General features: G+C 47.0%; 11 protein-coding genes. 9 read left to right on the top strand and 2 right to left on the bottom strand.

The window, feature by feature from the left end; genetic code table 11:
- Nucleotides 1-16: 16 nt before the first annotated feature.
- The gene (locus tag Q1A08_RS05320; RefSeq protein ID WP_299770550.1) at nucleotides 17-1,474 is read right to left on the bottom strand and encodes a helicase HerA-like domain-containing protein; all 1,458 of its coding nucleotides are present in this window, start codon (nucleotides 1,472-1,474) and stop codon (nucleotides 17-19) included.
- Between the two features lie 288 nt (nucleotides 1,475-1,762).
- On the opposite strand from Q1A08_RS05320, the gene Q1A08_RS05315 reads away from it, so the two are divergent.
- The 6 genes from Q1A08_RS05315 (at nucleotide 1,763) to Q1A08_RS05290 (ending at nucleotide 7,197) form a co-directional block, all read left to right on the top strand.
- A complete protein-coding gene (locus Q1A08_RS05315) occupies nucleotides 1,763-2,167 on the top strand; it encodes a DUF4332 domain-containing protein (protein WP_299770549.1) in 405 nt (134 codons plus the stop codon).
- A gap of 128 nt (nucleotides 2,168-2,295) precedes the next feature.
- A complete protein-coding gene (dctP, locus tag Q1A08_RS05310; protein WP_299770546.1) occupies nucleotides 2,296-3,417 on the top strand; it encodes a TRAP transporter substrate-binding protein DctP in 1,122 nt (373 codons plus the stop codon).
- A 213-nt stretch (nucleotides 3,418-3,630) separates the two neighbouring features.
- A complete protein-coding gene (locus Q1A08_RS05305) occupies nucleotides 3,631-4,398 on the top strand; it encodes an autoinducer binding domain-containing protein (RefSeq protein ID WP_299770544.1) in 768 nt (255 codons plus the stop codon).
- Nucleotides 4,399-4,815: 417 nt separating this feature from the next.
- The gene (locus tag Q1A08_RS05300; protein ID WP_299770542.1) at nucleotides 4,816-5,367 is read left to right on the top strand and encodes a TRAP transporter small permease subunit; all 552 of its coding nucleotides are present in this window, start codon (nucleotides 4,816-4,818) and stop codon (nucleotides 5,365-5,367) included.
- Entirely contained in the window at nucleotides 5,360-6,733 is a 1,374-nt protein-coding gene (locus Q1A08_RS05295; RefSeq protein WP_299770540.1) for a TRAP transporter large permease subunit, read from the top strand. Before Q1A08_RS05300 ends, Q1A08_RS05295 begins: the two co-directional genes overlap by 8 nt.
- 71 nt (nucleotides 6,734-6,804) lie before the next feature.
- A complete protein-coding gene (locus tag Q1A08_RS05290) occupies nucleotides 6,805-7,197 on the top strand; it encodes an acyl-CoA thioesterase (RefSeq protein ID WP_299770538.1) in 393 nt (130 codons plus the stop codon).
- A 9-nt stretch (nucleotides 7,198-7,206) separates the two neighbouring features.
- Here Q1A08_RS05290 and Q1A08_RS05285 read toward each other — a convergent pair whose 3' ends face one another.
- Entirely contained in the window at nucleotides 7,207-8,508 is a 1,302-nt protein-coding gene (locus Q1A08_RS05285; RefSeq protein WP_299770536.1) for an alpha/beta hydrolase, read from the bottom strand.
- 318 nt (nucleotides 8,509-8,826) lie between these two features.
- Here Q1A08_RS05285 and Q1A08_RS05280 point away from each other — a divergent pair, with 318 nt between their 5' ends.
- From Q1A08_RS05280 to pstA, 3 genes are all read left to right on the top strand, one after another.
- Nucleotides 8,827-9,900 (top strand): PstS family phosphate ABC transporter substrate-binding protein, encoded by a 1,074-nt coding sequence (locus Q1A08_RS05280; protein WP_299771105.1) that lies wholly within the window; start codon nucleotides 8,827-8,829, stop codon nucleotides 9,898-9,900.
- Between the two features lie 212 nt (nucleotides 9,901-10,112).
- Nucleotides 10,113-11,498, top strand: coding sequence for a phosphate ABC transporter permease subunit PstC (pstC, locus tag Q1A08_RS05275; protein ID WP_299770534.1), 1,386 nt, complete (start codon nucleotides 10,113-10,115; stop codon nucleotides 11,496-11,498).
- 47 nt (nucleotides 11,499-11,545) lie between these two features.
- On the top strand, nucleotides 11,546-12,835 hold the full coding sequence (gene pstA, locus Q1A08_RS05270; protein ID WP_299770532.1) for a phosphate ABC transporter permease PstA: 1,290 nt from the start codon (nucleotides 11,546-11,548) through the stop codon (nucleotides 12,833-12,835).
- The last annotated feature ends 15 nt before the right edge of the window (nucleotides 12,836-12,850 follow it).

Raw genomic sequence — 12,850 nt, 5'->3', positions numbered from 1 at the left:
CAAATTTAAAATTAACTTACTTTAAAAGTGAACCGAGTACGCCACGAATCAGCTTACGGCCAATACTTGAGCCGATGCTGCGGGCGATGCTTTTCATAAAGGCTTCACCGACGCTTTGGCGGTTGCTGCTTTTACGGCGGCTAGGTCGCGAGCTTTGCTCTTCTTGTTCTGCGGCCGCCTCTTCACGAGCATTTTGTTCCGTACGTCGCTGTAGCATCTCTCTGGCGGAATCGGGATCGACCGAATCCTGATACTTACGGTGGAATGGGTTGCCATTGATAAGCTGCTGTCTTTCTTGCTCGCTTACCGGGCCCATTCTTGATTCCGGTGGGCGCACCAACACCCGTTCAACCTGGCTGGGTACACCACCTTCTTGCAGCACAGAAACAATGGCTTCGCCGATACCTAGCTCGGTAATCACCTCAGCGGTATCAAAGTTTGGGTTAGCCCGAAAGCTCTGGGCCGCAGCTCGCACAGCTTTTTGGTCTTTAGGTGTGTAAGCCCTCAATGTGTGCTGAATACGATTTCCTAGTTGCCCAAGAATATCCTCTGGAATATCAGCGGGGCTTTGGCTAACGAAGTAGATGCCTACGCCCTTAGAGCGAATTAGGCGGGCGACTTGCTCGATTTTTTCCTCTAAAGCACGAGAGGCATTTTTGAACAGCAAGTGCGCCTCATCAAAGAAAAACACCAGTTTAGGTTTGTCTGGGTCGCCGATCTCAGGAAGGCTTTCAAACAGCTCAGATAGCAGCCATAAGAGAAAAGTGGCGTAGAGGCGTGGGCTTTGAATGAGTTTATCGGCGGCCAAGATGTTAATGATGCCTTCACCGCGACGGTTGTGGCTAATAAAGTCATCCAGCTCTAAAGCGGGTTCGCCAAAGAATAAATCGCCGCCTTCTCTCTCGATCATGATCAGGCGTCTTAAAATCGCATTTACTGAGGCCTTGGAAACCTTTAAGCCAACGCCTAAGTCGCGGCTGTTATCGCCAAGGTATTCCAGCACAGCACGTAAATCGTTTAGATCTACCAGCAGTAAACCTTCATCGTCAGCGAATTCAAAGGCTAGGGTCATGACACTTTGCTGGGTTTCGTTAAGATCCAGAAGCTCAGAAAGTAACTGTGGTCCCATTTCTGAAATGGTCGACCTGACCGCTGTACCCTGTTTGGCAAAGACATCCCATAGATTTACAGGGAAAGGTAAATGCTCAAAGTCTTCAATGCCTATTTTATCAATGCGCTCTTGAATTTTAGGGTGGGCGCTGCCTGCTTGGCCGAGACCTGCTAGGTCACCCTTCACGTCGGCCATAAACACTGGTACGCCCAGCTTGCTAAAGCCCTCGGCAAGAATCTGCAAGGTTACCGTTTTACCACTACCTGTTGCCCCTGCTATGAGGCCGTGTCGGTTGGCGTAACGGGGATCGATACTGACTTGACCGTTGTCGCTACCGCCAACCAATATCCCTGCTTCTTTCATTTTTGCCGATTCCTTATCGCGTTATAAAGGCCATAACTTAAAGCAAACGGCCAGCGGGATCAAAGGAAATAATTTCAGCCAATTCAGCAAAAATTCAGATAGCAGCTAACAAGCTAGAGGCCAGAGAGTTCGCTATCTGTAGCTGTGCGAAGTACACTGGCAGTTGCCTCTTAGAAAGCTTGTGTTGGCGAGTATGCAGTGAAGCTTTTTGGGTGCGGGCGTTTCATCTAAGCGGGCGTTAGAGTGGCAAAACTTGATCGCCTTTTAATCAATTTAATGGAGTAGAACATGGCTAAGTTGTCAGATATTGAAGGTATTGGTGAAGTATATGCGTCCAAATTAGAAGCGGCTGGCGTCACTTCTTTGGAAAATCTATTGGAAAAGTGCGCCCAGAAATCTGGTCGTAAGGATGTCGCTGAAGCTTCAGGCTTGAGCGAAAAGCAAATTCTGAACTGGGCTAACCGTGCGGATTTGGCGCGAGTTAAAGGCGTCAGCACTCAATATGCCGATTTGTTAGAGTTTGCCGGTGTAGACACTGTGCCTGAATTGGCCCAGCGTAATGCCGAAAACCTTGCGGTAAAAATGGCTGAAGTTAATGAAGAAAAGAATCTAGTTCGCCAAGTGCCTTCAGCGTCACAGGTTGCGGATTGGGTGGCTCAGGCTAAAGATCTTCCTCGCGCCATTCACTATTAAGTTGTTCTTGGGGGTGTCTGTCACCCCCGTTTCTCTTGTATCTAAGTCTTCCTTAGCGCCTTTCTATAGCCTTGTTTGTTGATATCTATTACCCTAATTGCAAACGATAACGACATAGCGCCTTTCAAATGACTAAAAATGTGTATTGGTCCCCGCTGATCATCATTCTTCTGCTGCTAGCTTTAGTTGCGGCTATCTCGCAGCTTGTTATAAAAAAATCTGATCAAACACCTCAGCAGCAAGCTACCACTGCTAGCCATCAAAAGCACTATGAGTGGAGAATGGTGACGACCTGGCCTAAAGGCTTACCGGGCTTGGGCTTAGCTGCAGAGAATTTTGCTCGCATTGTCGAACAGTCCAGCGCTGGCCGTTTGAAGGTTAAAGTATATGGAGCTGGTGACCTGGTGCCGGCACTTGGGGTTTTCGATGCTGTTTCCTCAGGCAGTGTAGAAATGGGGCACGGTGCGGGCTATTACTGGAAGGGTAAGATTCCGGCGTCACCATTTTTTACCTCTGTGCCTTTTGGTATGAACGCCCAGGAAATGAACGGTTGGTTATTTTATGGTGGAGGTTTGGAGCTATATCGTGAAGCGTATGCTCCATTTAATCTTATGCCTTTCCCCGCTGGCAACACGGGTGTGCAAATGGCGGGCTGGTTCAACAAGGAAATTAATAATATCTCCGATATTAAAGGCACAAAAATGCGTATTCCTGGTTTAGCTGGGGAGGTTTGGAACCGCGCAGGAGGTGTTGCAGTAAACATTCCGGGGGGGGAGCTGTACACCGCACTGCAAACTGGCGTTATTGATGCCACCGAATGGGTGGGCCCATACAATGATTTGGCCTTGGGTTTTCACCAAGTAGCTAAATACTATTACTACCCAGGTTGGCATGAGCCAGGCCCGACTTTAGAGCTTTTGGTTAATAAAGAAGCATTTGAATCTCTACCGGCTGACTTACAATCGATTGTAGAAACTACCGCTAGAGCCATTAACCAAGATATGTTGGATGAATACACGGCTCGCAACAATGCCGCTTTGAAAACCTTAATCAACGAGCATGGCGTACAGTTGAAACAATTGCCCAAAGAAGTGCTTGCTGAACTTCGTAAACACGCCGATGAAATGTACGGTGAGTTTGCAGAAAAAGATCCTTTTTTCGCCAAGGTGTATAAAAACTATCGCGAATTTGCCGATCAGGCGGCGCAATATCACGATATTTCCGAACAGGCTTATTACCAAGCAAATTAAAACTCTTGCGGGCAGATGAGATTAAGCTGCCCTCGCTTTGCTACCGTTGGTCGCGTCTATTCAATGGGCTGGCTGCTGCTGTTGTCTAAGACAGTGGCGTAGTACTCACTTTCTAATTTTTCTGCTGGCGCTTAAAACCTCTCCAAACTAGAATGCTTATTAGTAGCAATAAGGCGGTTTTATTGCTGAGCTAGATAGTTAGATTGAGATTGCATGGAAAGCCAGGAAATTTTCTCTGCGGAGAATATTGAGTTTATGGGAGTCCTTTGGGCTGCCAAAAGTTTTAAAGAGTGTTTTGAGTTGTTGGCCACCAAACTGCAAGAGTTTGGTATTCGTCATATCTTTTACGGTATGGGGGTTGGCCGCTGTGATCGAATAGAAACCACCTTTGGAACCCTATCTAATCACCCCCCTGAGTTTTTAGAGTTTTACTCTCAAGCCGATGTTTTTGAGCACGATGAAGAAGTTCAGTGGGGAGCCCATAAAACTGAAACTCTAATTTGGGGTGAAGAAAAAGCTAAGGAGTTCGATTCGCCGGGTGCGCAAAAAATGGCCAAGTTCCAAGTGAAATATGGTGTGAAGCATGGCTTAACGATTCCCCTTCCGAATACTCACCCAGCTGTTTTTGCGGCTATTGGGCTGAGTGCAACAGGGATGGACCCGGATGAGTTTGAAAAGCGAGTATTGCCAAAACAAAAACAAATAGAGTTGTTGTGCCGGGTTTTTGCGCGAATCACCGAATACCACAATATTTATCAAGAGCTCTCAGGCCCAGGTCGTTTACAGTTTCCACAACTAACCGACAGTGAACTTGAGGTTCTTAGCCTTATTTCCAAAGGGCTGGAGCTAAAGCAGATCGCCGATATTCGAAATACCGGGATTGATAATATCAATATTTTTTCCCGTAACATTCGAAAAAAGCTGAAAGCAGAGAATCTTCCTCAGGCTATTTATAAGGCTAGCGCCCTGCGAATCATTTAATTCGCAGGGCTCAATTTGCTCTGCATCAAGCTATTTCGGCTCAACTACTTCGGCTCAACTACAGTTATCTGTAGTACTACCTTAAGTTATGAGGCTCTATACTAAATCCGTGTTTTGCCGGCACACAGCACTGACTTAGTGTTAGCTAGTACTTAAGTATCCAAGGACTGGACTTAGAATATCGTCACAATATTCGAAGTATTGGCGCTTTAACGCATTGGAAGCTGGGCTGTGATAGTTCGTCACAAGCTATTGCAGCCCCTTGTCATCCGTTTCCTCGTTAATCTGCTCCTAAGGCTTTCCCATTGTCTCTATCTTCAAGGCTATTACTGGTTATAATGCTATGTAGCAAGGTAATCCGAGTTTTAAGCTCGAGTGCTCTTAAACAACAATAGCAATAAAAAACAAAGGTAGCTTATGCCCTTGGCCATTCGGGTTTGTGCCTATCTGGCAGATTTGTTGGATAGCGTTTCTGATTTTATCGGTCGCAGCGTTTCTTGGCTGACTATCATCATGGTAGTGATCAGCTGTATTGTCGTGGTGCTGCGATATGTCTTTGAGGTGGGCGCTACAGCATTGCAAGATAGCGTTACTTATATGCATGCTACGGTTTTTCTTTTGGGGGCCGCCTACGCATTAAATCATTCGGGCCAGGTTAGAGTGGATGTTTTTTATCGCAACTTTAATCGTCGCCAAAAAGCTTGGGTTGACGCTATTGGCAGTATTGTCTTTTTGTTGCCAATGTGCGGTTTGATTTTCTTCACCAGCTTGGATTACGTAGAGCAATCATGGGCAGTAAAAGAAACTTCTAGAGATCCCAGCGGGTTACCTTTTGTTTATCTGTTGAAAACCCTACTGCCTTTAGCTGCAGCCCTATTGGCAATGCAGGCGATAGCGGAGTGTTGCCACGCCTTAGCGACTTTGATGAATCCACACTCTGAGCAGGATGGCGAGGTGGACCATGCTTGAGCTAATTCCCCTATTCATGTTCGCCGCGGTTTGCCTTGCTTTGATGGCGGGTTACCCAGTTGCCTTTACGCTTGCGGGCGTTGCACTGATATTCGCCTCAGCTGGGATCCTTGCTGGCCATTTTGATGCCAATCTTCTACTCACAATGCCGGATCGCCTGTTTGGCACCATGAGTAATATCACTCTGATTGCTGTGCCCTTATTTGTTTTGATGGGAGTGATGCTGGAAAAATCTCGCCTCGCTGAAGAGCTATTGGAAAATATGGCCAAGCTTAGTGGTAGTTTGCCCGGGGGCTTGGGCATTGCCGTAGTGATTGTGGGGATGTTGCTAGCGGCCAGCACCGGTATTGTAGGTGCAACGGTGGTAACCATGGGCTTAATGAGCTTACCCACCATGCTTAAGCGTGGTTATAGCCCTAGTTTTTCCACCGGTACAATTTGTGCGACAGGCACCCTTGGCCAAATTATTCCGCCGTCAATCGCTTTGGTTTTATTGGGTGATACGCTGTCAACGGCTTATCAGAAAGCTCAGTTGAGCGCTGGAGTATTTAACCCTAAGCCGGTTTCTGTGGGAGACTTGTTTGTCGGTGCGCTGATACCTGGGCTGATCTTGGTGGTGATGTATCTTTTATACGTGTTTGTCAGCGCCAAACTAAATCCGGAAATAGCGCCCGTTCCAGAAGAGACTGAAGACGTAGATCGTCGCGAGGTTCTTTTAAGTTTAGCGCCACCGGTGTTATTGATTGTTTTGGTGCTGGGCTCAATTATTTCGGGCATAGCAACACCTACCGAAGCTGCGGCCGTTGGTGCCCTAGGTGCTACTTGCTTAGCGTATTTTAAAGGGCAACTGAACTGGAGTCGCTTGGCGGAGGTGTGCCACTCGACCACTTTAGTTACCGCCATGGTATTCACCATTTTGATCGGTGCTTCGATTTTCTCTTTGGTGTTTAGAGGCTTTGGTGGCGAGGAGCTGATTGAACAGTGGTTCTCTGGGTTGGGTGGTAATGTCGCACTAGCTGTATTGATTGTGATGGTGTTGATCTTCTTGCTGGGCTTTATCCTCGACTTTATCGAAATCACTTTTGTAGTGGTGCCTATTATCGGCCCGGTTTTATTGGCCATGGGGGTGGACCCGGTATGGCTGGGGGTGATGATTGCGATCAATCTGCAAACATCGTTCTTAACGCCGCCCTTTGGCTTTGCCTTGTTTTACTTGCGAGGGGTGGCGCCAGAGGAAGTGCGTACGGCGGAAATTTATCGTGGCGTTATTCCATTTATTATGCTGCAATTGGCGCTGCTTTGCGCCTTGGCCCTGTGGCCAGAGCTGGCGACTTATTTGCCTGAGGCCTTAAACGCCAAAGACTGATTAATGCCAGAGCGCGAACGAGCAAGCACATTTGATAATATTTAAAAGAATTAGATAAGGTTTACATAGCGATGAGTTCCTTGGACGAAGAACCAACCCCAACGGGCAAATTAACCCTGCAAACTCTAACGATGCCTGCGGCCACCAACCCAAATGGAGATGTTTTTGCCGGTTGGCTAATGTCTCAAATGGATTTGGCTGGGGCGATTTTGGCTCAGCAAATCGCCAAAGGACGTTGCACTACGGTAGCTGTGGGCAGCATGGCCTTCCTACGTCCTGTGCCAGTTGGTGCCACGGTGAGTTGCTACTCGGAAGCCTTAGAGGTTGGCCGTTCTTCGATTCGCACCTTGGTGGATGTTTGGTTGACTGATGTTGAGAGTGGTGAGTGCAGCAAAGTTACCGAGGGTGAATTTGTTTACGTAGCCATAGATGATAAGGGCCGTACCCGACCCATTCGACTCTGATTTATTCAGCTATTGGCAACTGCTATTCGTTAGCAAGCGCTGTAGCTCAATCTCTCCGCTCAAGCCTAAGCTCGGCATATCGTATAGGGCGGTGCCTTTCTTACAGCTTTCTAGATTGAGCTCTAATGTACCGACCTTATTGGTGTCTACAGTATTAGTGGCATCAAAGCGGCCGTTGCGAGACTGGTATAAGTCCAAAACTGCTTTGCGGCCCGAGTATTTTCCTTGGGCTGTAAACCAGCGTTGTTCCGCTCCCGGAATTTGACCATTATCACTGCCAGCTTGGTCGTTATAGGTAAACCAAGCAACAAACAGCTGTTTGCTCACATCATCTAGGTCTATTAGCATCCCCTGCCCACTGCTGGCCGGCTCATACCAGCTGCCCATGCTTTTGGGAGAAAAGCTGTGTTGGGAAACGTTATCGATCCAGTCGTACATCGTTTCGGCAATTGTTGAACCACTCTCAAGCGTTACTGTAAAAGGATCGATGGCAACAAAACCGTGCCCCCCACCATCGATAACATGATATTGATAATCAAGCCCCACTTCCTCCGCTCGTTGGTCTAGTAGCACCGAGTAATTGAAGGAAACAATAATGTCGTTGCTGCCGTGCACTATAAATAATGGAGCTTCGCCTTTATCTACGCTTTGGACAGCTTGCGTTGAATTGTTCAAAGGCAACAGGGCGCCGCCCCAGTAATCGACAACAAAGCTGATTCGATTTCTATCTGGCAGCTTGATACTAAAGTCGTCGCTGATGTAAGCGAGATTAATGGCTGTAATCGCGCCAGCGGAGCTTCCGATGATTCCAATATCAGAAATTTTGTAAAAGTCTTCTTGGCTAATTAGCCACTCAAAAGCCGTGATGCTGTCGTCTAGCGCTGCTTGTGCCGCAATCTGTTGTTCTAAGGGAATGGCCACTCCGCTTTGGGTGGGAAGGTGAGAGACGCGGTCTGAGGGGATAGGCTTATCCCCCTGCAGGCGATAATTGATAACGGCTGCTACATATCCTTTTAACACCAAGTCGCGGGCCATGTTGACTAAGGTCGGATCTTCCTTGCTGCCGGTCTGAAATGACCCTCCATGTATCAGAATGACTGCGGGGCGCTTTTCAATTGGCAAGCTGGGGTCGTCAACACCAGGGGTATATAGATCCAAAAGCAATTGTTTAGAACCATTTTCAGTTTCAGCTCGGCCATACACAATATCCGATTGCACTACCACGGCAGGTGGCACTGGGCTTAGCGCCAACGCGAATTGGCTGAAAATTAGACAAAGGCTGGTGAATATGATCCTTTTGAGGGTCGACAAGTTAGCTCTCCTTAGCGAATGTTCATTCGTCCTACATTATGGGTAACTAATGTAATACTACTGCAATATGGCCTCAGCAACTATATATAGGGTCTCAAAAAGCAACAACATACAATTTGTGTACTTGTATATTTAAACGCCAGCTTTGTAACACTTCTGTCATATTTCATTCATAGAATTGTCACCCGTTAAATCTAGTATCGCCCTTGATTGAACATTCGGCTCAGTAGCCAGTTCATTAACATAGCGCGCATACAGCAAACAGCGCTTCGACTAGAAAAACACGATCCTCAGGAGGATAACGTGAAAAAGACTCTCATGACCGCAACACTGGCTGCTGCAGCACTGGCTGGTACTCAAGTAGCTTCTGCTGCCCGTGATTACATCACTGTAGTAGGTTCTTCAACTGTATACCCGTTCGCAACTGTTGTTGCTGAGCGTTTCGGTAAGTCTACCCAGTTCAAAACTCCTAAAATCGAATCTACTGGTTCTGGCGGTGGTTTGAAGTTGTTCTGTCAGGGCGTTGGTACTCAGCACCCAGACGTAACTAACGCTTCTCGTCGCATCAAGTCTTCTGAAGTTGATCTATGTGCTTCTAACGGCGTTAAAGACATCGTTGAAGTTCTAATCGGTTATGACGGCATCGTAATTGGTAACGCTAAAGCAGCTGAAACCATGAAGCTAACTCGTCGTGATCTATTCTTGGCTTTGGCTAAGCAAGTTCCAAACCCAGACGGTTCTGAGAACTTGGTTGATAACCCATACAAAACTTGGAAAGACGTAAACCCAGCGCTTCCAGCTCGCGCAATTGAAGTTCTAGGTCCTCCACCAACTTCTGGTACTCGTGACGCTTTCGCCGAATTGGCAATGGAAGGTGGTTGTAAGAAGTTTGGCTGGATCAAAGACATTAAGTCTCAGTCCAAAAAATTGAAGAAAGCTGGCCAGAAAGCTGAAGCTAAAGCCATGAAGAAGAAGTACAAGGCTATCTGTCACAGCGTTCGTGAAGACGGTCCTTACATCGAAGCCGGTGAAAACGATAACCTAATCGTTCAAAAGCTAAACGCTAACAAAAACGCTTTGGGTATCTTCGGTTTCTCTTTCCTAGACCAGAACTCTGACATGATCCAAGGTTCTTTGGTTGACGGCAAGCAGCCTACTTTCGAATCTATTGCTGACGGTTCTTACCCAGTATCTCGTCCGCTTTACTTCTACGTTAAGAAAGCTCACATCGGTGTAATCCCAGGTATGAAAGAGTACTTGGCTGAATTCACCAGCGAAAAAGCTTTCGGTGAAGAAGGTTACCTAACTGAGAAAGGCATGATCCCACTAGGTGATTCTAAGCGCTCTCAGGTTGCTGCTGATGTTAAAAACTTGAAGAACCTAAGCATGTAATTCGGTTCGGAAAGCAGCGAATCGATAGCCCAGCCTAGTGCTGGGCTATTCGTTTCTACCCTAAACCTTGAAGTTATATAGTGAATAACTTTTGGGTAAATAAAAAGAAATGGGTGCTTTTCGATTTAGGCTTTTGGTGTGCAAGGATGCACTGTAGTCCAAGAGTCTAAATCTGAAAGTACCCGAACCAACGATTGCAGAGACTCGGTGATATGGACACCTCAACATTATTTGCCTTTTTAGCACTGCTAATGGCTGGCGCATTTATGCTAGGGCGCGGTCGCTCGCTTGCTCAAGCTTCTAACGCTGGCGGTGTGCGCGCCTTAAACTCCCTGCCTTCTTACTATGGCATGCTTACCCTGTTGTGGTGTGGTATTCCAAGTTTGGCGGTTTTGGGGGCTTGGATTATTTTTGATGATTTAATTATCCATCAGCTACTTATCCAATCTCTACCAGAAGAAATTCGTAACTTAGAGTCAACTGAACTAAGTTTGCGCATTAATACTATCGAGAATATGGCAGCTTCCGGTATGGGAGCGAATGCAGAGCCTTATATTCAAAACGCGATTGCAACTTTAGAGCGTTTGCAAAAAACCAGTGGTTACGCCTTAACTGGTGTGGCACTACTTGTCGCAGTTATGACAGGTTTGTGGGGTTGGACTCGCATTCAGCCTCAGCTTAAAGCACGCAACCAAGTAGAAAATGCTTTTAAAATTATTCTTTTGGGCTGCTCCTGCTTAGCGATTTTAACAACAGTCGGTATTGTGCTTTCGGTTCTATTTGAATCGATTCGATTCTTCAGCATGATTCCTATTACCGACTTTGTCTTTGGTTCCGAGTGGAGCCCACAGATGGCGATTCGCGCCGACCAAGTGGGTGGCTCGGGTGCCTTCGGTGCAATTCCGCTATTTGTTGGTACCATGCTGATTTCCTTAATCGCTATGATCGTAGCGGTGCCGGCGGGTTTGATGGCGGCAATTTATCTTTCAGAATATGCCAGTTCTAGGGTTCGTTCATGGGTAAAACCGGCCTTAGAGATCTTGGCTGGTATTCCAACGGTTGTTTACGGTTTCTTCGCAGCATTAACCGTTGCCCCAATGATTCGCGATACCGGTGGTGTTTTGGGGCTTAGCGTTTCTTCAGAAAGTGCTCTTGCTGCAGGTTTAGTCATGGGCATCATGATTATTCCTTTTGTATCGTCTTTATCGGACGATGTGATCAATGCAGTACCGCAATCTTTGCGTGATGGTTCTCTCGGTCTTGGATCTACACAATCAGAAACTATTCGCCAGGTAGTAATCCCAGCAGCCTTGCCGGGTATTGTCGGTGGTATTTTGCTGGCGGTTTCGCGCGCGATCGGTGAAACCATGATTGTAGTGATGGCGGCGAGCTTGGCGGCTAATTTAACTGCGAATCCGCTTGAGCCGGTAACTACTGTGACAGTGCAAATTGTTACCTTGTTGGTTGGTGATCAGGAATTTGATAGTCCGAAAACACTGGCGGCATTTGCCCTGGGCTTAATGCTCTTTATCGTGACTTTGGGCTTGAACTTCCTTGCCCTTCACGTAGTGAAAAAATATCGCGAGCAGTACGACTAAGCGTCGGCTCGATTGTCCTACTGACTTGCTAAAGAGTGAATAACACAATGAACTCAACAGAAAAAATGAACACCATCGATTTGGTGAACAAGAACCTAGCCAAGCGCTATCGAGCTGAGAAGCGTTTTAAGGCTTACGGTATTGCTTCAATTGGCTTCGGTTTGCTTTGTTTGGTGTTTTTGTTTACCGATATTATTGGTAAAGGTTACACCGCTTTCGTGCAGAGCTATATCCAGTTAGAAGTGAACTTGGATGCTGACACCCTAGATATCAGCGACCCAAGTGACCCGAACCAAATAGCTGGCGCGAACTATATGGGTGTGGTTAAAAAAGCACTGCGAGAGCGCTTTCCTGATGTAAGTGGTCGTCGTGATAAGCGTAAGCTGTATAGATTGGTGAGTAATGGTAGTGGCTTTGATTTACGCAAAATGTTGGAAGCCGATCCTTCAATTTTAAACACAAAGCAAACCATTTGGCTGATAGCTGACGATGATATCGATACCTACATTAAATCAGCCTCAAAAGATGGCAAAGTGTTCACTGGCCGTGTAGACGAGCAGGCTCAAGGCTGGGTGAAAAGCTTAATCGATAATGATGAAGTTGAAACTCGTTTTAACACTGTCTTCTTCACCAATGGTGATTCCCGCGAGCCTGAACAGGCAGGTATTCGTGGTGCCATCATGGGTTCTTTGTTCACCATGTTCGTAACGCTAATTTTGTCCTTCCCAATTGGTGTAGCTGCGGCGGTTTATTTGGAAGAGTACGCACCAAAGAATAAGTGGACAGACTTAATTGAAGTTAACATCAACAACCTTGCAGCCGTTCCTTCAATCATCTTTGGTTTGCTAGGTGTGGCGATCTTTATTGGTATGTTTGGCATGCAGCGCTCACTGCCTTTGGTGGGTGGCATGGTGCTTACTTTGATGACCTTACCGACTATCATCATCTCAAGTCGCGCCGCGATCAAAGCTGTACCCCCTTCAATTCGTGAAGCGGCTTTGGGTATTGGCGCTTCTAAAATGCAAATGATCCTACACCATGTATTGCCATTGGCAATGCCGGGTATGTTGACTGGCGCCATTATTGGTCTGGCCCAGGCTTTAGGTGAAACGGCACCGCTACTGATGATTGGTATGGTGGCCTTTATTGTGGATATCCCTGGCGGGGTAGCCGATCCGGCAACTGTATTGCCGGTACAGATTTTCTTGTGGTCTGACAGCCCTGAGCGCGCGTTTGTTGAGCGTACCTCGGCTGCTATTATGGTGCTGCTTGGCTTCCTAATCATTATGAATGCCCTGGCAGTCTGGTTGCGTAAACGTCTGGAGCGCCGCTGGTAATCCCGGCCTTACAGC

The sequence above is a fragment of the uncultured Pseudoteredinibacter sp. genome (assembly GCF_947500695.1).
GTDB lineage: Bacteria > Pseudomonadota > Gammaproteobacteria > Pseudomonadales > Cellvibrionaceae > Pseudoteredinibacter.
Note: the sequence above shows the minus strand (reverse complement) of the source record. Positions and strands in the feature narration are given on the sequence as shown.